Consider the following 22,009-nt stretch of genomic DNA (forward strand, 5'->3'; position numbering starts at 1 on the left):
TTTTAGAACCAGCTAAGCGGTTATCGATTTTGATAAGGACATTGGCGCATTGTTAGCGCCAATATCTAACGTTGAATGACATCTTAGTACTATTTTAAGTATCGCTTTTTCATCACCGCGTAATACAGCACGGGGATCACAACCAGTGTTAATAAGGTTGAGATTAAAATTCCAAAGATAAGGCTTATCGCAAGACCATTGAATATGGGGTCATCGATAATAAACAGTGCACCTATCATGGCTGCTAATGCGGTTAGCATGATAGGTTTTGCTCTTACCGCGCCAGAGTGGATAACGGCTTGCTGAAATGGCACGCCAGCGGCGGTTTCTTGGTGAATGAAATCAACCAGTAATATCGAGTTACGTACAATAATTCCTGCCAGCGCAATCATGCCTATCATTGATGTTGCAGTAAATTGTGCACCAAGTAATGCATGCCCAGGCATGACACCTATAATGGTCAATGGAATAGGCGCCATAATAATTAACGGTACAATGTATGATTTAAATTGGGCGACCACCAAGAAATAGATGGCGATCATTCCAACGGCATAGGCAATCCCCATATCTCTGAACGTTTCGTAGGTGATCTTCCACTCACCATCCCAAAGAATCGCGACGCTATCGAGTCCATTTGGCTGGGTTACATAGTGCTGCTCAAAGCCTAAGCCTTGCTCATCGTTGATTTGGCCCACCATATCAAACATACCGTACAAAGGGCTGTCGAGTGGTCCCGCCATATCAGCGACGACCATGATCATTGGGATCATATTTTTATGGATAATAGGACTATCAATATTACCTTTGTCGATGCGGACCAGTTCTGATAACGCGATAGCTTGATTTTTATGGCCGCGCAACGTTAAATTAAGCACTTGATCCAAATCAACTTTGGTAGCTTCTTGTAGCTGGATGTTGATTGGGACGGGACGCTTTTGATCCGCTTTATGTAAATAGCTGATATCTTTACCACCAACAGCCGTAGCAACTAAATCAACAATGTGGCTGTAAGGTACGCCGAGTAAACTCGCTTTTGTTCTGTCGATGATGACTTGCCATTTAGCGGCGGACTCAGGCAGATAAATATCGATATCGACCACATCTTTGGTCTGTTTAAATACGCCGAGCAGCTCGTTTGCAGCTTGCTCACGTATCGCTTCACTAGGACCATAAACTTCTGCAAGAATAGGCGACCATACCGGTGGGCCTGGTGGCACTTCAACCACTTTAATATTGGCGTTATATTTAGCGCCAATGGCTTGCAGTGGCTCTCGCACTGATAAGGCAATACTGTGGCTATCGCGGTCGCGGTGTTTCTTATCGACCAAATTCACTTGGATATCACCTAGCTCTTGGGTTTGACGTAGGAAGTAGTGACGCACAAGTCCGTTAAAGTTCATGGGGGCACTTGTACCTGCATAGAGCTGATAGCTTGCCACCTCTTCAACTTGATTGAGGTAGCGGCCGAGTTCTTTCAAGGCTTTTTGGGTTTGTTCAACGGGCGTGCCTTCTGGCAGGTCGACCATGACTTGAAACTCTGACTTATTGTCAAACGGTAGCATTTTTAACACCACGAGTTTGCCAATGGGGAGCGCAATAGCCGCCCCGATAAGCACAAATATGGCCGCGGCTAAGCCAAAACGGGCTTTGCGGGCATTGTTACCTAGCACAAATGGGCCAATAAGGCGGTTAAACAGGGTAAACATCGCACCGCTGTTTTCACTTGGCTGTGGCATATTGGGGTCGGTATGCTTGTGTTTAAGCAGTTTTTTACTGAGCCAAGGAGTGATCATAAATGCGACGGCAAGAGAGATCAGCATGCCCATACTGGCATTGATGGGAATAGGGCTCATATAGGGCCCCATTAATCCAGATACAAAGGCCATTGGCAGTAGCGCTGCAATAACGGTAAATGTGGCCAAGATGGTGGGGCCTCCGACCTCATCAACGGCAACAGGGATAAGCTCTGCAAAAGAACGCTTACCCATTGCCATATGCCGATGAATATTTTCAACCACCACGATAGCGTCATCGACTAAAATCCCGATAGAGAAAATCAACGCGAATAGCGATATGCGATTGAGGGTAAACCCCCAGGCCCAAGAAGCAAACAAGGTCAGTGCTAGTGTGATGATAATGGCAATGCCGACGACCATCGCTTCTCTGACGCCCATGGTTATCAACACTAGGATGACGACAGCCGCTGTAGCAAAAAGTAGCTTTAAAATTAGGGTATTGGCTTTGTCGCCTGCGGTTTCTCCATAATTGCGCGATACGCTGATCTCTACGCCATCAGGGAGCAGGACATTTTCAACTTGATTGACGCGATCTAAAATTGCGTTGGCAACATCGACCGCATTTTTGCCTGGCTGTTTACCGATGGCGATGGTCACCGCGGGGTAAATATTTTGCTTATCGCCATGCCAGGCACTTTTTAGCGGAATGTTTGATTTAAGGGTGATATCCGCCAGATCGGCAAGATAAACAGGAGCCGCTTGACCGCCGCTATCTTGTTTAACCGCAACGACTAGCTGTTTTACATCTTCAATATTTTGTAAGAATTGGCCTGCCTGTACCTTAATTTCTTGGTTTCCTTGTACGAGAGAGGCTGGCATCGAAATGTGGTTGTTGCTACTGAGACTTTGGTTTATTTCATCAAAAGAGACACCGTAATAGTTCATCTTCAGCGGGTCAATTCTGACGTTTAGTGTCAGCTGATGCTCGCCTACCGAGTTAATCTCTCTGGTGCCTGCAATACGTTTAATTTCAGTTTCTAAGCCGTTGGCAATATGAGTGAGTTGCTCAGCAGAGACTTGAGGCTGTTTGGACCATAGCGTGAGGCTGACAATGGGCACATCATCAATTCCACGAGGCTTAATTTGTGGCTCGCCGACACCCGCCTTTAGGGGGAATTTGTCGAGGTTAGAGTGGAGTTGATTGTACAATTTCACAATGGCGTCATTACGCTCAATTCCGACTTCAAATACCACAATAAACAGTGCGCCGTCGGGCTGTGAAAACGAATAGAGGGTATCGATACCTTTAATTTCTGAGATCACCTGTTCGATTGGCAAAGTAACCAGGCTCTCGACTTCGCGTGGTGTTGCGCCGGGGAAAGGCACAAACACATCGGCAAAGGTCACATCGATTTGGGGTTCTTCCTCTTTGGGCGTGACTAAGACTGCAAAAAGTCCAAACAATAAGCCCAGCAGCGCTAATAATGGCGTGATAGCACTGGATTGAAAAGCGCTAGCAATGCGTCCAGAAATACCTAATTTAGTTTGAGTTTGCATGACAGGTCTTCCTTAAAGCTCTTCGGCTAGATTCGATTAGGTTTTATGGTTTATGACTTTGCTTAAGCATTAGTAGTGCCTGATAGGCATCTTTTGCGACAATATCGCCATCGGATAAGCCCGCAAGGATCTCAACCATTACGTTATCGGTCTGGCCCAACCTCACTTGATTGAGTACCCAGGTGTCATTTTGCTGAATATAAACGGCACTGAGCTCATTCATGGTCAGTAATGCCGATTGAGGAATAAAAATAGCCTGTCGACTGCCACTGATAAACTGCGCTTTGATAAGGCTTCCTGGGAATGCGCCCTGAGTGTTTTGAGGCAGTGGTATACGCACTTTGTAGCTGCGACTTTGAGGGTCAACAAAACTGAACAGAGTCGGGGTATCTACGTCGAACTGTTGGCCGCTATCTAAGGTTAACTTGAACACGGGCTGCTGTTTTAGTGCTTCGATATAACGTTGAGGAACTTGGGTGACGGCGCGCATTTGGTTGACTGAGTAGCCAGAGTAGAGTGGCTGTCCAGGACTGACGGTTTCACCTTGCTCTACATGTCTTTGGGTTACAACGCCTGAAAAAGGTGCGCTAACAATCGTGTATTTTAACGACTCTGTTGCTTGAGTTATTTGTGCTTTAGCCGCGCTAACCGCCTGTTTGGTTGATTTGGCATTGGCCTCTGCTTCATCCATTTCCCCTTTTGAAATGGCGCCTTTGGGGAATAGCTGTTGATAGCGTTCAAGCTGCAGTTGAGCTTCTGTGTTAAGTGCATTGGCTTTGGCGTAATCAGCTTCGGCAGCAGCAAGTTGTGCACCTTGCTCTTTATTGGTGATCTCGAGTAAAGCCGCGCCTTCAGGTACGAAATCATTAATATCATAGTTAAGATTGATAATTCGACCAGAAGTTTGGGCTGAGACGGTCGCGGATTGAGTTGGCTCCACAATTGCGTCAAGAGATACCCAATTAGCATAGCTCTTTGCAGCCACCGTTATAGACTCGAGCTGCTTACTTTCAGCTGCTGCAGGGATGCTGATGAAGGGGATAGAGCCTAATAAGAGATAACCCACTAGTGTTTTTTTCATAATTATTATACGTCAAAATCAATCCATGCAATAATTCTAATGGAAGAGGTGGCTAACTGCAATAACTATTCATTAGAAAAATGCGATGGATGTTTTTCAACTTGCTAACTTAATCGTTAAGGTAGTAGGTCAATGTTGACACGATACGGATTTTTTTGATGTAGGGAGTATTGCTGTCTCTGTCGTTAATACTAAATTGTCCTTGCGTCGCTTTTTTAATTTTACCTAGCTTGGAATTAGAGTCCTTGGCAAATTTTTCTGCGACTTGGCGTGCATTTTGAGTGGCAGATTGAATCATTTCTGGTTTGACTCTGTTTAGCTCTGTAAACAAAAACTGCGCTTTACTATTGTAGTCTTGATCGGAAATGGCAATGCCGTCTTTAACTAGGCTCAACATATTAGTGCGGGTTTTAAGCAGTAAATCGACTTTGTCAGTATATAAAGAAATAGATATTTTAGCGGCGTAACGGTATTTAACATTTGGATCGACATAACCTTGGGCTTGTCTGTCTTCAATTGCAGGTAACGCAACGGTTATTTCACTGTCACTAAAGCCTTGCTGCTGTAAGAATTCGACGACCTTGTTCGTTTTGCTCTGTACTGTCTGGTAAAGGTCATTGAGATTGTTATCGACCTCACTGAATCGAATTGGCCAAATAGCAATGTTTGCTCGCACCTCTTTTTCGGCTAAGCCTTTTACGGTGACCGTTCGATCCATCGCTTTCATCTTAATCAGTTTATCGCCAACGGTACTCGCTGACATTATCAGGCCAAAGCAGAGTAAACCACCAAGAATAAGGGCGGGTAGGGCGTTGTGCTTAGACATAAAGTACTCAGAGTGATTGCCAGTACTGTTAAGTTAGCAGGGAATAGCTGGTTAAGACAATGAATAAGTTTTCATCAGTATATGGGATTCATCAGAACTCAGGGCGATAGACTAAAGGCAATAAAAAAGCCGCATTAATATGCGGCTTTTAAAACACAAGCAGTTTTACTGTTAAGTGTTTAGCTTAGAACTTGTAGTTGTATTGCATTGAGTAGTACGTTGCGTTTGATGTAGTTGTCGCATCGACCAAACCTAGAATACTCTGTTCTGTAAGATGTGTTTCCTCACCGCGGACGAATGCGATACCAAAGTCTAGGCTGGTGTTTTTAGAGAGGTTGTAAGTCGCACCCATTGTGTACCACTGACGGTCTGAATCTGGAATAGAGATAGAGCTGACTTCACCGACTACACCTTGATCAAACATGTAGCCTGCGCGCAGTGTCCAGCTGTCATTAAGGGCATAAGTACCACCTACACTGAATAACCAAGAGTCATCCCAAGCGTAAGTCTTTAGACTTGCTTCTGGAGCAACAGAAATTCCACCAATGGTGCCATCTGTTAAAGTAATCTCATGGAAATCACCCCAAGTTGTCATCTGGGCTGTGTAATGCAATGCAAATTTTTCTGTTAGCTGATGGAAACCGGCAACCTGGAAAATATCCGGTAATGGTATATTGATTTCATCAAACATGACTGGGCCTGCTTGAGGATCGGTCATGCTGATATCACCATTTGCTTTGAAATCAGGGCTGAAGCGGTAGCTCATACCAAAACGGTGGTCAGCATTGATTTCATATACAGCGCCGAGGATGCCACCAAATGCGACGCCATCGGCATCAACATCAACGAGATCTACATGTTGTGGTCCTTCAGGTGTTGGCATTGCACCACCACGCGTTAACGTGCCAGAGCCATAGATCACATCAAGTCCGGCACCTACGCTGAAATGGTCGTTAAAGCGGTATGATGCGCTTAGATTGAAGTTGATTGTTGTGACTTCAGTCTTACCAAGTAGGTCGATTGGAGCAGGTACAACACCGCCAATGATGTTGTTTGAAAGCTCAGTTGTATCGGTACCTGTACCGAAGTTACTGAACATAGCAACACCGTAAGCGAATTTATCGTTTACTGGGCTAACATAGTAAAAGTTCGGAATTATTTTCGCTTCGGCACCATCGTCTACGCTGCCGTAGTGGACATCACCCAAAGCAACATCTTGAACTTCAACTTGTACGTCAGCATAAGTTAAGCCCATTGAAAGTTGTTTCTCATCAAACAATGCCATAGCTGCTGGGTTACGTGAAAGTACTGATGCGTTATCGGCTATCACTGCGTCACCGGCGAATGCACGGCCAACACCTGTTGCCGATTGGGCGTTAATTTGGAAGCCCGCAGCCATTGTTTGCGTGCTTACTAGAGCTACTGATACAGCAATAAGAGTCTTGTTGAAATTCTTCATTATTATCATCTCTATTATATTTTGGTCTTGCTTATTGGGGGCTAATTCATGATTAGCGGCAAGATCCACTTATTAAACCAGTGCATAGTAGGGAGATGTGAGCAAGCTAACAACTCCGACCAGAATCGTTTTATTGTTGATTATTAGTTAATTGTTGCGCGTTTTTATGGCGGTTAAATTAACAGCGCAATTGAAACTGGCTATAGAAAGTATAGCTAGCATAGGCTTGGGCATATGAGTTGGTTTGATTGTGCGTTAATGGAATGTAACGGGTGGGGTGTTTAGGAGGTTGTTGATTAAAATAAAAAAAGCGTACAAGTGTACGCTTTTTATCTGCTTTAGTTCGCTATTGCTGCTATAGCTTAGCTTCGAAGCTATCGAACTGCTGTTTAATAGCCTCTGAAGGGCTTTGCATTTTACTGACGAGTACACCTGCAAGTGTGGCTAAAATAAATCCAGGTAGAATTTCATAGATGTCGAAAATGCTGCCAGTGAGTTGCTTCCAAATCACAACGGTAAGCGCGCCAACAATGATGGTAGCGATAGCGCCATTGCGGCTATAGTTACGCCAAAATAGTGAAAGTAATACAACAGGACCAAATGCGGCTCCAAAACCGGCCCATGCATAGCTCACAAGACCAAGCACGCTACTGTCTGGATTAAGGGCAACAATACCTGCAATAACAGCAATGGCCAATACGCCAATACGACCGACTAACATAAGCTCTTTGCTTTGCGCTTGAGGACGTAACCATTTTTTATAGAAATCTTCAGTGACAACACTAGAGCACACTAGAAGCTGTGAGTCGATAGTACTCATAATCGCCGACAAGATAGCGGCAATAAGTAAACCACCAATCCATGGGTTAAAGGCGGCGTGCGCGAGGTGAATGAATACCGTTTCAGGATTTGATAATGGCTCGGCCGCAAAGTAAAGACTACCTGCAATACCAGTTGCTAAAGCACCTAATAATGCTAGTAGCATCCAGCTCATTGCGATGCGGCGCGATACAGGAATATCATCAGGCGACGCGATAGCCATAAAGCGCGAAAGAATATGTGGTTGACCAAAATAGCCAAGTCCCCATGCTATTAGCGATATAAAGCCAATAAAAGTGGTATTTTCATTAAACAAAGACAACATAGCGGGATCGATGTTCTCTAGACCAACTTGTGTTTCAGGAAGGCTAAAAATGGCCACCGGAACGATTAGGAGCGCAACCAGCATTAAGCAGCCCTGGGCAAAGTCAGTCCAGCTAACGGCTAAAAATCCACCAATGAAGGTATAGCTTACGATAATGGTAGAGCCGATCAGCAGCGCTAAGGTGTAATCGAGCCCAAATACTTTTTCAAATAAAATGGCGCCGCCAACCATGCCTGATGAAGCATAGAAGGTAAAGAATACTAAGATAGTAATAGCTGAAACCAGCTTTAATGTGCCTTGCTTATCTTCGAAACGTTTTTCAAAAAAGTCAGGTAGCGTGAGGGCGTTATCAGTAAATTGCGTATAAACACGCAAACGTCTCGCGACAAATAGCCAATTGAGCCAAGCACCAAAAACTAAACCGATGCCAATCCAGGCTTCCCCTAATCCGCCTAGATAGACCGCGCCAGGTAAGCCAAGAAGTAGCCAGCCAGACATATCGGATGCACCCACACTGAGTGCAGTTACAGCAGGGCCCATACCGCGACCACCTAAAATATAATCGTCTACAGAATCTGTTGCTTTATAAGCCCATAAACCTATGCCCATCATCAAAGCGAGATAGGCGATAAAAGTAATTAAAACGGGTAATTCAATTGTCATGTGTGGTTCACGCTTCTTTTCTTTTCTATTTATGTGGGCGCTATGCTAGCAGATTTATGAGCTAAGGCTCAATAAAGGAGGGATATGTGATGAAGATCTAACCAATGATGCACTTTGAGCATCATTGGTTGTGAAGAGATTTAGATGAAAGTTTGCTTAATTTCGTTCTTAACGTAATTAAGATCTTGGCTTTGTTCACCGACGAGTAACATGTATGCGTTGTCTGTCGCAAAGCCCATCCCTTTGTATTTGTTATCTGCAAAGGCTTCTTCAAGCACCATGCGATCTTCTAGCGGTACGATAAACAGGGTCACTTTACCTTGTTCACCTTGCATGACTAAATGAAGGCTTTGTACACCTTGAAAGTCACAGTAAGTGCTGTAAAAGACTTTACCCGGTTGCTGGGTAAACCTCATATCGTTTTGCCCGCCAAGAGAAGCAAGTTGAAAGTTTACATCTTGAAACTGTACATTTTGATCAATACGCAGGGCTTTATCTTCATGATGCACATGCGCTAAGGCGTGTTGACTAAGATCTACGGGCCCCATTCTCATTAACGTAAAAGTCATGCCAGCTAAAAATGCGACCGAAGCCACCAGTGCAAAGGCAAAACCGGTTTTGCGGCGCTGTGAGTGATGATGTTGTAGCTGTTGTCTTAACAGTAACTTTGCCGCTAGATCATCGGGAACATCGATGCTTAATGCTCGCTCGATTTTATTGTCTAACCCTTTTAGATCGTTTAAAAAGGCCTCCCTTTCTACTGACTCCATCGCAGCATCGAGAAAGTCAGGATCTTGGTTATTGGGTTCACTGTAGGCCTGGCGACGAAACGTAAGCTCATCCATTGGATTGACCCCTGTGTTTTGGTTGTTCAAGTACATCTTTCAGCTGATTTCTCGCTCTAAATAAACGTGTCATAACGGTATTTCTATTCAAGTCGAGGATTTTTGCGATCTCCTCACCACTAAAGCCACCAATAACTTGCAGTAATAGTGGTTCTCGATATTCAAGTTCTAACTTAGAAATTTGTCGCTGTATTAAATGTTGTTCTACATGTTCTTCGGTACTGCCCGAAAAAGTATCTTCAATAAATTCTTGTTCTATATCGGAGTAATTAAACTGCTTACGCTCAAAACGGCGAGCATTTTCTCGACGTAAAATAGTGATCAACCAAGCTTTAGCGGCTTTCTCATCTTTTAAAGAGTCAAGAGAGCGCCAAGCACGGAGAAACGTTTCTTGGGTGATATCTTCTGCGATATGTTTATCGCCGCATAGCCAGTAGGCGAAACGGTAAATATCGGCATGAAGTGCCCTGACAAGGCTATCGTATCGTCGTTGTTTACTAACCATGTCTGAAGAGACCGTGGACTTCGACTTTTTGTTTCGCCAACTCTCAAACATTTTTATTTTTTCTAACTGGATCAATAAAACACAGCTTAACCTCGTTCAAGTTGGAATACCAATGGTTAAGTTTAGCGGTGTAAATGGTTATGTGTAACGGTGTAAAAGCAAGCTATGAGGACATAGCATTAGGGCTAAAAACAATAAGACGCTTATATATAAGCGTCTTTTTAAGGAGTCAGTTACCCAATCGATTTAACTGGGGTTGAGCTTGACTAACGCCGATGATTTAGCTTGAGTATTCGGTGCTGCTGCTTTTCTGACAACGGATAACAGCTGGGCAAAATCGATATTGTTAGTGAGTTTGCTCGGGCTGTATGCAGCTCGCTGCATTTGTTCAATCGCGTTAGCTATCACAGAGTCAGTCATCGAAATTTGACTTAGAGACATTGGCTGTCGATATAACTCAGTGTAATAGCGAGTAAGGCCGTTTAGGACTTGAGTGGCATCTTTTGCGCGGCAGGCTGCTTGCAGAGCAGATAAGGTATTGCTTGGTTTCGCGATGATTGGCTTAGCGTCTGTGTCGGCATGTTCGCTCCGATTTTTACGGGCGTTAAGCCACAGTGCAAGTGTTATAAGCCAAAGGGTACCTAAGGCTAGAGATAACCAAGGCCAAAACCCACTACTGCTATTATTGGTCGGCGTTTGTATCACTTGCTGCTCAATAGGCGCCATAGCAGTATCACCTTTTACGACAATCGTGCGGGCAGGCAAGGTGGCAAACTGCTGTTTGTTGAGGTGTGGATTCCACCATGGCACTGTAATTTCAGGCAGGGTGTAAGTACCTGGACTTGTCGCTACAATCGCAGTGGTCTGAGTGAGTTGAGACACCATTTGGTTGTCGCGAAGGAACGTATTGCGCTGCGCTTTTTCTGGGTAGGTTTTCAGTGCCTTCGGGGTTAGCATGACAATGTCAGGTAAACTCGTTTCATCGGTATTTGATGCGAGCAAGGTGATGGTGCGAGTAATTGGTTCACCAACATTATATTCAGTTGCAGTCTCAGGCCAATCCTCTTTTAATACCACGAGATCAGAGACCAACCATTCACCATGATAATCCGCTGGCATAGGGTTGATCAGCACCGTCATTTTAGGTGCTTGAGTTTGTGTTGGTCGGCTTTCATTAAATGAGAACATGGCACCGCTCTGTCTTGATTGGACTAGTACATCACCCGAGAAACTGGCGCCTGTAATGGTCAGCTCACCAGGTTGGTCGGCAATAATGGCATAATAGCGTTCAATCACCCGATAACGACGACCATTAACAATTTCAGTGCTGTCTTTATCTTCTCCAAGCTGCTTTATTTGTGCACCTTCAAGATCAGGGGCATTTAGCACGCCACGTTGTAGCTCTAGCGCTAAATAGAGCTTCACCTTATACGTTAGCATTTGGCCTACATAGGCCTCATCGCTAGAGATATTTGCTCGCATAAAGATATCTTGCATCTGTTGGGGCTGAGAGCCTGTTTTCAATACAGATAAAGAGATGGGGTTAGAGCTAATACCCTCGATATTAAATGCAGGAATGACTAGGTTTCCGCTGTTTTTAGGTGAAAGCAGTACCTGCCAACGCGTTTCGTTACTGGCATCAAAGTTCATGATTTTTTTACTGCGGCTGATACTGGTTCGGCCAACAATAAAGTCTTTCAGCAGTGATGAGGTATCGAGTTTGCCACTGTTGAGATCGTCATCAGCAGTTACAGTCAGTACCAAGGTCTCTCCTTCCATCACCGGATTACGGTCAACAGAGGCTTGCAGTTGGGTTATCGCGCTCGCTGGAAAAGCGGTTGTAATGGCGATGATCGCTAAAAGAAAAATATGCCGTATTACCACTGTTCGATTTCCTTAGAATTGATGCCTTGTTGGCGACGTTTCTGGTATTCAAGTTGCATTTTATTACGCAGTAAGACTTGGGGATCATCAGCGATTGCACGAAGAGCTCGTTCCATTTCTGGTGGTAAAGGCTCATCCGTTACGATTGTGCTTGCAACTGCTTGCTCCGATCCTGCTTCTGGCTGGCCAGCGTCTTGATTGGCCTGTGCCTCTGCTTTTGCTGATTGATCTTGTTGCTCTTGCTCTTTATCTGCCTCAGCGTTTTGTGTTATTGAGTCTGCCTCAGCCTCAGCCTGCATCTCAGCATCGTTATCAGCCTTAGTTTGATTCGAGGTTTGTTGTTCAGACGCTTGCTGATCTTGTTCTTGTTGAGAAGGTGAACTTTGCTCACCTTTATCCTCAGACTGCTGTGACTGTTGCTCTTGAGATTGGCTGTCTTGTGGTTGATTATCACTAGATTGCTCATCTTTGGATTGCTCATCTTTGGATTGCTCATCTTTGGATTGCTCACTGTCTGATTGGCCATCTTGTGACTTGTCTTGTTGAGATGGGTCTTGTTGCGACTGGTCATCTTTTGGTTGCTGCTCAGACTGATCACTATTTTGTTGTTCTTGTTGCTGTTGGAGCTTTTTAGCTAACGCTAAGTTACTCTGCGCTGCATCAAACTGCGGTTTCTTATCTAAGGCTGACTGGTAGCGCTGCTGCGCTTGCTCGTATTGGCCCAGTTGCATTAAGACATTGCCTTGATTATATAAACCATTGGCTGAGCTATCTTGCTCAAATGCGCTGAGTGCTTGCTCGTATTCGCCCGCCTTATAAAGCGCACTCGCTTGCCATTGTGGGTCGACAAATTGCGCTGCAGCAGTTTGATAGTCATCAGCTTGGTAAGCCTGCATGGCTTGCTGATCTTGGGTTTGCCACAGGTCGTCCCATGCACTGGCATAGGCTTGCTCACTGGGCTGGATAAGCAGAAGAAGGGCAAAGGTGGCAATCATACCGTTTCTAAAACTCAGTAGGGCAGGTAATAGCAGTAGTAGCGCAAAATAGGGCCCTAAGTCCTGCCATGTTTCGCCTTCAAGATCACTGGCTTTGGTGTCTTGTGTCGTGGCGAGCCATTGCTTTATTTGAGTGATCCCCGAACCGTCAGCTCGGCTTGGCACTAGTATGCCATTAGCGTCGGTCGCTAACTCTTTTAGCAGGGCATAATCTGTTTTAGCGACAACAATTTGATTGGCGTTATCACGTAATAGCTGACCATCGGGTAGCTTTATCGGTGAGCCCTGTTGGCTACCAAACGCAATAATCGCTAGCCGATATGGACTGCCTTTTAGTACCGACTCGGCGCGCTTAAATTGAGTACTAGTGATCCCGTCAGTAAATAAAATAATATCACCTCGAACATGCCCACCCTGACTTAATAAAGATTGCGCCTGAGTGATAGCTGCTTCAAGGTTTGACCCCTTAATTGGCATAATGCTAGGGGTTAGTGTGGGTAAAAGGTTAAGCAGGGTCGCTTTATCTCGCGTTAGTGGGCTAATGGTAAATGCGTCACCTGCATAGGCAATTAAACCTGTTTCACCGTCAGGCAATTCATCGATAAGATCCGTTGCTCTATACTTTGCTTGAGTTAAGCGGTTAGGAGCTAGGTCATTAGCATACATCGACAGTGACATATCCATAACGATAACTCGCCCTTGAGCTGACTCAAATACCGGCAGTGCTTTTTTCTCAAAGGCGGGGCCGGATAATGCAAATACTGCGATAAGCCATGCGATAGCCAAATAAGTAATGTTATTGTGTTTTTTCTTAATCGAACCACCAACCAGTACTTTAGCCAGATGTGGTGCAATATAATGGTTCCAGCTAGAGCTTGCGGTTTTACTTCTATATAAAAACAGCAGTAGCAAGCCTAATGGGATCAGCGCAAGGAACCATTCAGGACGTAAAAAATGCATGGTTAACGTCCTCCTTTGATTGGGTTAGACTTGGTTCTAATCGATTTTGTTCGAAACAATGAGACCTGACTCAGTGATATGAAAATCGAGGTTAACAGCGCCAGACATAGCGGCCAGTAAAATAGTTCTGCTTGTGGTCGATAACTTAATTGATCTCGAGTCACGGGTTCAAGGGTATCTATCACTTGATAGATCTGCTCAAGCTCTTGGGTATTGCGTGCTCTAAAATATTGGCCACCGGTTGTTTTAGCAATTTTCTGTAATTGAGATTCGTCTAAATCCATTGATGGATTGACCCTCTCTTTACCAAATAGGGTTCGGCGCTCCATGACATCTGCACCCACTCCTATGGTGTAAATAGTGATCCCTCTTTTCTCGGCGATTTGCGTCGCTTGCTCGGGAGAAATTGCTCCAGCGTTGTTTGAGCCATCAGTCAGTAAGATTAAGACGCGATTACTCTGCAGGACTTTGTCAAAGCGTTTCACCCCAAGTGCGATGGCTTCGCCTATAGCGGTTTGCTTACCGACTAAGCCTATTTGCGCTTCTTTTAAGTATTGCGCAACGGTGCGTCTATCTTGGGTTAACGGAGATTGCAAATATGCATGGTCAGCAAACAGGATAAGCCCTATTCGGTCACCTTTTCTACGTTCAATAAAGTCACTGATCACATGTTGAATAAGGGTAAAACGGTCAACGGCTTTACCGTCCAGCACCATATCCTCTATTTGCATACTGCCAGAGAGATCGACCGATAACATTAGATCACGGCCTTTACTGGGTAGCTCAATGGCTTCACCAACCCATAAAGGGCGGGCGCAGGCTAACACGAGTAAGCACCATACAATCCAATAGCGTTTACGAGTACCCTGGCTTTTTTCGCTCGCAGCGACTTGATTAGGTAAGCTGGCACCGGGCAAAATTAAATGGCCGCCAAGCTGTTGTGTCTGCTGCTTCTTTCTAAAAATGAGCGGTAGAGGTAACAGTAGCAATAGTAATGGCCAGGCAAGCGTTAACATGGGCTTACCTCGTTGTTAATTTCATTGTGTGTTTTACCTTGCTTATTGGTAAGCGGTAAGGCGGCTTTTAACCAGTTTTGAGCATGTAACTTAAGCGCTTGCTTGTCTTTATCGCTGAGGCTTGATGGCTGAAAACGCGTCGCTAGTAATCGGCACAGTTCATCTTGAGGAGTCGTCACTTGCGCGTTAAGCCACTGATACCAATCATCACCACTGAGTTGGGCAACTTGGCTACGAGCCCAATAGCTCATGGCGGCCCGCTTTAGCAAGCTGCTAACCTCTGAGGCATATTGCTGATTGTGAATATCGAGTGTGGCCAGTTCAGCCAATGCAGCACGTTTTGCTGCACGGTGTTGACGACGCTTTATTAGCCAGACACAGGCAAGCATAACAAGCACCAAGATGCTAAACAGTGCAAGCCAATAACCGTATGCTAATGGCCAGAGGCCTATTTCGACAGGTGTTTGAATATCTTGCATCGAGGCAAGTGCGGGATTAACAGGATTGGTCATTTATCTAAGCGTCCCTAATTGCTGATTAAGGCGTTGCCCTGCATCGATAATACGGGTTTCAACATTAAGCTTTTGCATCATTTCAATAAATTGGTTTTGTAAATTTTGTTGATTAGCTAGCCATTGCTCGTAACTGTTTCTGTCAATAATGAGCTCTTTTGAACCCTCTCTCACAGGCAGCTGAAAGTGCTTAGGCAGTGACAATTGGCCTTGACGTAGTGGATCGGTGACTAAAAAGGCCCCCATATCACAGTGACGTTTTAAGTCCGATAGGGCAGCTAAGCATCCGGGCGTAAAATGACTACCGTCGGAGATTATCCAGATTAATGAACCTGGTTTGGCAAGCCGACGTAATCTTTGACAAGCTTTAGCTAAATGATCGGGCTCTGGTTCTTGCTCAGCAATATTTCTCAGTTGATTTTCATGCAGTTTTTTTATGGCAGAGATAACTTGCAATATGCCTTGTTGGCGACTTCTTGGTTTAAGCTCGATATGCTCCTCTTCGGTGGCAATTAATGCTCCTAAGCGGTCACCGTGTAATATCGCGCTCCAACCAAGTGTCGTGGCAAGGTGAGCGGCTTGCACAGATTGCAACATTAAGCTCGAGCCAAAATAGAGACTATGGCTAAGATCGAGCAATAGCAGAACAGGGCGTTCGCGCTCTTCAACAAATAACTTGGTGTGCGCTTTGCCAGTCCTTGCCGTGACACGCCAATCAATGGTGCGAACGTCATCACCGCTTTGGTAGTGACGCACCTCCGCAAACTCCATGCCTCGGCCCTTAATCAAGCTGGCGCGATGGCCTGATAGACTGGCTTTGGCTTTTGAGCGTTTTTCTGGCAAAGCTTTCGCTAGACTTTGGCAAGCAAGTAACTCTTTTTCAGTAATATTAATGCCATCGCTAAACAATGGCAGCTGTGTATTGACCATTAAGGGACCGCGACTTGAGAAAGAATATGATTGATCACATCGTCGGCACTGACGCCATCAGCTTGTGCTTGATAGCTCAATAGCAGGCGGTGGCGCAGCACGTTAGGCGCAACGGCTTGAATATCTTCGGGTGAAACAAAGTCTCGTTCGTACAGGTAGGCACGTGCTCGCGCGCAGCGCTCAATTGATAAGGTTGCACGAGGGCTCACGCCGTATTCAAGCCAGCTGGCAAGTTCCTGGCTATAAGCCTCAGGCTTGCGTGTCGCCATAATGATATCGACGATGTATTTCTCTAGTGGCTCAGCGAGATAAATTTGTAATGCGTGCTCTCTGGCGGCAAAAATATCAGCTTGAATAATGGGCTCAACGCGGGGCATTTCTTGTTTAAGCGCCTCATTACGAGACATACGCATGATCTCAAATTCAGTTTCTGCGCTTGGGTAATCTAGATTCAAATGCATTAAGAATCGGTCTAGTTGTGCCTCAGGTAACGGATAGGTACCTTCGTTTTCTAGTGGGTTTTGTGTCGCCATCACTAAAAAAAGTTCTGGCAGTTGATAGCTGTGCTTACCCACTGTGACTTGCCCTTCAGCCATTGCTTCTAATAAAGCTGACTGTACTTTGGCTGGCGCACGGTTAATCTCATCGGCCAAGATAAGGTTATGAAAAATTGGGCCCGCTTCAAATTCAAAGGTTGCCGTTTGAGCACGGTAAATATCGGTACCGGTTAAATCCGCTGGTAACAAATCCGGGGTAAATTGAATACGGTGAAAATCCCCTTCGACGCCATCACACAGTGCTTTTACTGCGCGGGTCTTGGCAAGGCCTGGTGGGCCTTCGACCAATAGGTGCCCATCGGCAATTAATGCAATTAGTAGATTCTCGGTGAGAATAGGCTGTCCTAGAATGACAGTATTTAAGTATTCGCGTAACGCGTGAAATCGACTCAAAGGCATGATGCTACTCGGTTTATTTAAAGTTAGTTAGATATAGACCAACGACATAGTAGAAAATTCCTTAAGGGTTTGGCTAGTGCCAATTTACCGTTAGGCTGATAAGTCATCATATTGGCATGACCAAAGTCCCCTTTAAGAACGTCCTTTTTTGCTACATTTAATCGTTAATGAGTAAAAACATAGACAACAGTTATTGAGTTTTTATCCATTAATATTTGTTAATTAAAAAGTTTTGGATATATTTAAGGCAAAAAAACAAACAAGTGTTTAAAACTTTTCAGTAAGAAGTTAGAATCAGATCACACTTTAAATGGTCAGACCTGTTTAATTGAAGGCAAATAGGTTTCTCAAGGATATAAGAAAGCGTGCAGCCATAGGTTAGCAAGCAGAATAAGAGGGCGAAAAATGAGTGATAGACAACAGGTGACGAATGCGCGAGGCGAGAGAATCGCGATTGTTTCGGGTTTACGTACACCATTTGCAAAACAAGCTACGGCTTTTCATGGGGTGTCTGCGTTAGATATGGGCAAGATGGTGGTTAACGAACTGCTTTCTCGTTCAGAGCTTAATCCTAAAGAGATCCAGCAGCTTGTTTATGGGCAAGTTGTGCTAATGCCAGCTGCGCCCAATATTGCTCGTGAAATTGTGCTAGGCACCGGTATGGATGTCAGTACTGATGCTTATAGTGTCACACGTGCTTGTGCGACCAGTTTTCAATCCACCGTCAACGTGGCCGAGTCGATCATGACGGGTAATATGGATATCGGTATTGCTGGTGGGGCAGACTCTTCTTCTGTAGTACCAATAGGCGTCTCAAAAAGACTGGCTCACGCTTTAGTTGATCTAAATAAAGCACGCAGTTTTGGCCAAAAACTCGCTATTTTTCGCCGCTTAGGCCTCAAAGATTTACTACCAGTGCCACCGGCAGTTGCCGAGTATTCGACTGGCTTGTCTATGGGGCAAACTGCAGAGCAAATGGCAAAGACTTACAATATCAGCCGCGCCGACCAAGATGCATTAGCTCACCGTTCACATACACTTGCAACGGAAACTTGGAATGCAGGTAAATTGGCTGAAGAAGTGATGGCAGCACATGTCCCGCCTTATAAGTCATTTATCGACCGTGATAATAATATTCGTGAGAACTCAACCCTTGAGTCTTACGCTAAGCTGCGTCCTGCTTTTGACCGTAAACACGGCTCAGTGACAGCAGCTAACAGTACACCATTAACAGACGGCGCATCAGCGGTATTGCTGATGAGTGAAGGCCGCGCTAAAGCGTTAGGTTACACACCGATTGGCTATATCAAGAGTTATGCTTTTACAGCCATCGATGTTTGGCAAGACATGCTAATGGGACCTTCATATGCAACACCACTCGCGCTTAAACGTGCGGGGATGGAACTTGAAGATTTAACCTTGATTGAGATGCATGAAGCGTTTGCGGCGCAGACGCTAGCCAATATGCAGATGTTCGGTTCGAAGAAATTTGCTGCAGAAAAACTGGGGCGCAACCGTGCGATTGGTGACATCGACATGAGTAAGTTTAACGTGCTTGGTGGCTCGTTAGCTTATGGTCATCCATTTGCCGCTACTGGCACACGTTTGGTGACTCAAGTTTGTCATGAGCTTAAACGACGTGGTGGTGGAACGGGTCTCGCAACAGCATGTGCTGCGGGTGGCTTAGGTGCAGCAATGATAGTAGAGGTGGATTAATCACATGGAAAAGACATTTAATTTAACGCGTCGCGATGACGGTATTGCCATTTTAACTATGGATGTACCAGGCGAAACCATGAATACCCTGCGCAGTGAATTTGGACCTGAAATCAGTGATGTACTCGCTGAAATCAAAGCTGATGTTAACATTAAAGGCTTGGTATTAGTCTCGGGTAAAAAGGACTCGTTTGTTGCTGGTGCCGATATTTCTATGCTTGATGCTTGTGAAACTGCAGCAGATGCAAAGCAGTTATCTCAGCAGGGCCATGTGGTATTTAATGAACTTGAAAGTTTATCGATCCCAGTTGTAGCTGCTATTAACGGCGCTTGCTTAGGTGGTGGCTTAGAGCTCGCTTTAGCTTGTCATAAGCGAGTATGTTCACTTAACCCAAAAACCATGATGGGCGTACCTGAAGTTCAATTAGGTTTACTTCCTGGCGGCGGCGGTACCCAGCGTTTACCGCGTTTGGTTGGCGTAACCACTGCGCTTGATATGATGTTAACCGGTAAGCAACTTCGCCCTAAACAAGCATTAAAAATGGGCTTGGTGGATGATGCGGTGCCTGATTCAATTTTACTGCGTACAGCTGTAGAAATGGCTTTAGCGGGCAAACTCCCTGCGAAGAAAAAGCAACAGTCATTGATGAATAAAATGCTTGAAGGGACAAGTGCTGGTCGTAACATTATTTTCGATCAAGCCGCAAAGCAAGTCGCGAAAAAGACCCAAGGTAATTATCCCGCTCCGGCAAAAATAATTGACTGTGTGCGCCAAGGCATGGCTAAGGGCATGGTCAAAGGGCTTGAAGTTGAAGCGAGTCATTTTGCCGAACTTGTGATGTCGAAAGAATCGGAAGCGCTGCGTAGTATCTTTTTTGCGACCACTGAGATGAAAAAAGAGACTGGCGCCGGTGATGTAGAGCCTAAGCAAGTCAATAAGGCCATGGTACTTGGTGGTGGACTAATGGGTGGTGGAATTGCCTCGGTGACGACAACTAAGGCTAAGATCCCTGCTCGAGTTAAAGATATCAGCGAAACAGGGCTGAGTAACGCATTGGCATATGCGTACAAACTGCTAGACAAAGGTGTTAAACGCCGCCATATGACACCTGCCGTTCGCGATAATTTGATGGCGTTGATGACAACCACGACAGAATATAAAGGCATTAAAGATGCGGATATTGTTGTCGAGGCTGTTTTTGAAGACTTAGCGCTGAAGCATCAAATGGTTAAAAATGTAGAGCGTGAGTGTGGTGAACATACTATTTTTGCTTCAAATACCTCCTCTTTGCCAATTGGCCAAATTGCTGAGGCGGCTAGCCGTCCAGAAAATGTTATTGGTCTACACTATTTCTCGCCGGTTGAGAAAATGCCGTTAGTCGAAGTGATTGCCCATGAGAAAACGTCGGCAGAAACGATTGCGACCACAGTAGCATTTGCTAAAAAGCAAGGTAAAACACCGATTGTGGTTCAAGATGGCGCAGGCTTTTATGTAAACCGTATTCTTGCGCTTTATATGAACGAAGCCGCTCAGCTGTTGTTAGAAGGACAGAGCGTTGAGCACCTCGATAAAGCATTAGTGAAGTTTGGTTTCCCCGTTGGACCAATGACGCTCTTAGATGAAGTCGGTATTGATGTTGGTGCTAAAATCTCACCGATTCTTGAAAAAGAGCTAGGTGAACGATTTAAAGCACCAGCAGCATTCGATAAGCTTTTAGCCGACGATAGAAAGGGCCGTAAGAACGGTAAAGGTTTCTATCTCTATGGTGGAAAGAAAAAAGCGAAACAAGTTGATGAAAGTGTTTATACGGTTCTAGGATTAAAGCCTGGCGTTGATACTGAAGCGACTGAGGTCGCGCAGCGCTGTGTGGTACAGATGCTAAATGAAGCGGTACGATGCTTAGAGGAGAACATTATTGCTTGCCCAAGAGATGGTGATATTGGTGCGATTTTTGGTATAGGTTTCCCACCTTTCCTCGGCGGACCTTTCCATTATATTGATACGCTAGGCGCTGCTAACTTAGTTAAGATCTTAGAAAATTACCAGTCTAGATATGGTAGTCGTTTTGAGCCCTCTGTTAAACTGAAGCAGATGGCGCAGGAGGGAACGCGCTTCTTCAGTTAGGCTGAAGCGCTACACCCCATAATAGCCTTACAAAGCGGCCACTATCCCTGTTACAAGGAGAAGTGCGCCGCTTTTATATTTTCTACTAGTCTATTTTTGGTCAATTGTTTCGAGTCGTTGCTCTCAACCTAGAGATCGTAATGTAGAGCACTATCAATTTAGCACTATCAATTTAGTACTCTTAATTTAGAACTTTCAATTTTGAGTTCTCAAGCTAGTGCCCCCAAGCAGGCCTTAACTCAAATAGCCTAAAAAACACTCTCATTCGTTTAATTTAGTCTATATAATGGGCAATCGGTTGTCAGCCTTTTAAGGGCGAGCTTATTGGTAGTGGGGTGTAGATAAGTGCTATTGGCTATGGTATTGATATTAATCTGTTCGGGCTATTTCTTAGGTAACTCAGCATTTAAAGCTGGTCTTCCGGTTAGGCGTTGGGCGTTTGCTGGTGCATTATTAGGGCCCGCAGCCTATCCTCTGTTTAACTCTCATAAACAGCTTGCATACCGTAAAGCTATGGGCAAGCAGGGTACCTCAATCGCTTTGTGAGCGCTCAGATTGAGACGTTAACGTTTATTGAGATAACAAAAAAGGAGCATATGCTCCTTTTTCTGTCATTTAACTAATCAGCCCTTTCTGCTAAGAGGTACTTAGTAAAGCACATAGTAAGTTACTTAGCTAAGCTGCTTAGTTCCACCAACCTTTAGCTGGGATAACTTCTAAATGGTTCAGTCCTTCCGGCAGTTGAACCTTTTTACGAGCAGGTTTTGCTAATCCAAGTGCTTTCATCAGTGAATCAAACATAATCATACTCCTCAATATTTTTATCCGCTTGCTTAGTTCCACCAACCTTTAGCTGGGATCACTTCTAAATGGCTTAAGCCCTCAGGCAACTGTACTTTTTTACGAATAGGTTTATCAAAACCAAGTGCCTTTTTGATTGAATCAAACATAGTCATATCCTCAATTAAGCCGTTGCTTGGTTGATGTACTTGATATGTGGGAAACCAGCAGTTTGCAGTGGTTCATACTTGATATGTGGAATACCGGCAGTTTGCAGTGGCTCATACTTGATATGTGGAATACCGGCAGTTTGCAGTGG

16 protein-coding genes are annotated in these 22,009 nt (G+C 44.8%); 3 read left to right on the plus strand and 13 right to left on the minus strand.

Translation table 11 applies throughout. The features are described 5' to 3' along the window. Positions 1-89 precede the first annotated feature (89 nt). The 13 genes from ACVBIK_RS09140 to ACVBIK_RS09200 form a co-directional block, all read right to left on the minus strand. Positions 90-3,293: an efflux RND transporter permease subunit gene (locus ACVBIK_RS09140; protein ID WP_447169517.1), complete on the minus strand. Its 3,204-nt coding sequence runs from the start codon at positions 3,291-3,293 to the stop codon at positions 90-92. A 43-nt stretch (positions 3,294-3,336) separates the two neighbouring features. Then, positions 3,337-4,374, minus strand: a complete 1,038-nt coding sequence (locus tag ACVBIK_RS09145) for an efflux RND transporter periplasmic adaptor subunit (protein ID WP_447169518.1) — start codon at positions 4,372-4,374, stop codon at positions 3,337-3,339. A gap of 109 nt (positions 4,375-4,483) precedes the next feature. Beyond that, positions 4,484-5,200, minus strand: a complete 717-nt coding sequence (locus tag ACVBIK_RS09150) for an SIMPL domain-containing protein (protein WP_447161285.1) — start codon at positions 5,198-5,200, stop codon at positions 4,484-4,486. A 184-nt stretch (positions 5,201-5,384) separates the two neighbouring features. Further along, the gene (locus ACVBIK_RS09155) at positions 5,385-6,659 is read right to left on the minus strand and encodes an OmpP1/FadL family transporter (protein ID WP_447169519.1); all 1,275 of its coding nucleotides are present in this window, start codon (positions 6,657-6,659) and stop codon (positions 5,385-5,387) included. A gap of 355 nt (positions 6,660-7,014) precedes the next feature. Continuing rightward, positions 7,015-8,466 (minus strand): sodium/proline symporter PutP, encoded by a 1,452-nt coding sequence (gene putP, locus ACVBIK_RS09160; RefSeq protein ID WP_447169520.1) that lies wholly within the window; start codon positions 8,464-8,466, stop codon positions 7,015-7,017. Between the two features lie 140 nt (positions 8,467-8,606). Further along, on the minus strand, positions 8,607-9,311 hold the full coding sequence (locus ACVBIK_RS09165) for a DUF3379 domain-containing protein (protein WP_447161288.1): 705 nt from the start codon (positions 9,309-9,311) through the stop codon (positions 8,607-8,609). Beyond that, entirely contained in the window at positions 9,304-9,867 is a 564-nt protein-coding gene (locus ACVBIK_RS09170) for a sigma-70 family RNA polymerase sigma factor (protein WP_447161289.1), read from the minus strand. Before ACVBIK_RS09170 ends, ACVBIK_RS09165 begins: the two co-directional genes overlap by 8 nt. 195 nt (positions 9,868-10,062) lie before the next feature. Further along, a complete protein-coding gene (locus tag ACVBIK_RS09175) occupies positions 10,063-11,700 on the minus strand; it encodes a BatD family protein (RefSeq protein WP_447169521.1) in 1,638 nt (545 codons plus the stop codon). Further along, the gene (locus ACVBIK_RS09180) at positions 11,694-13,655 is read right to left on the minus strand and encodes a VWA domain-containing protein (protein ID WP_447169522.1); all 1,962 of its coding nucleotides are present in this window, start codon (positions 13,653-13,655) and stop codon (positions 11,694-11,696) included. Before ACVBIK_RS09180 ends, ACVBIK_RS09175 begins: the two co-directional genes overlap by 7 nt. 2 nt (positions 13,656-13,657) lie before the next feature. Next, positions 13,658-14,671, minus strand: a complete 1,014-nt coding sequence (locus tag ACVBIK_RS09185; RefSeq protein ID WP_447169523.1) for a vWA domain-containing protein — start codon at positions 14,669-14,671, stop codon at positions 13,658-13,660. Next, positions 14,665-15,183 carry a DUF4381 domain-containing protein gene (locus tag ACVBIK_RS09190; protein WP_447161293.1) on the minus strand — a complete coding sequence of 173 codons (519 nt, stop codon included), beginning with the start codon at positions 15,181-15,183 and terminating at the stop codon, positions 14,665-14,667. The genes ACVBIK_RS09185 and ACVBIK_RS09190 overlap by 7 nt, the downstream gene beginning before the upstream one ends. After that, on the minus strand, positions 15,184-16,113 hold the full coding sequence (locus ACVBIK_RS09195) for a DUF58 domain-containing protein (RefSeq protein ID WP_447161294.1): 930 nt from the start codon (positions 16,111-16,113) through the stop codon (positions 15,184-15,186). Further along, positions 16,113-17,069 (minus strand): AAA family ATPase, encoded by a 957-nt coding sequence (locus ACVBIK_RS09200; RefSeq protein WP_447161295.1) that lies wholly within the window; start codon positions 17,067-17,069, stop codon positions 16,113-16,115. The genes ACVBIK_RS09195 and ACVBIK_RS09200 overlap by 1 nt, the downstream gene beginning before the upstream one ends. Positions 17,070-17,474: 405 nt before the next feature. Between ACVBIK_RS09200 and fadI the strand changes: the two genes are divergently transcribed. The 3 genes from fadI (at position 17,475) to ACVBIK_RS09215 (ending at position 21,456) form a co-directional block, all read left to right on the plus strand. After that, a complete protein-coding gene (gene fadI, locus ACVBIK_RS09205) occupies positions 17,475-18,785 on the plus strand; it encodes an acetyl-CoA C-acyltransferase FadI (protein WP_447161296.1) in 1,311 nt (436 codons plus the stop codon). A 4-nt stretch (positions 18,786-18,789) separates the two neighbouring features. Then, positions 18,790-20,910 (plus strand): fatty acid oxidation complex subunit alpha FadJ, encoded by a 2,121-nt coding sequence (gene fadJ / locus ACVBIK_RS09210; RefSeq protein ID WP_447169524.1) that lies wholly within the window; start codon positions 18,790-18,792, stop codon positions 20,908-20,910. 357 nt (positions 20,911-21,267) lie between these two features. Beyond that, complete coding sequence (locus tag ACVBIK_RS09215) at positions 21,268-21,456, plus strand: hypothetical protein (protein ID WP_447161298.1); 189 nt, start codon at positions 21,268-21,270, stop codon at positions 21,454-21,456. Positions 21,457-22,009 lie beyond the last annotated feature (553 nt).

Source organism: Shewanella sp. 125m-1 (assembly GCF_052977065.1).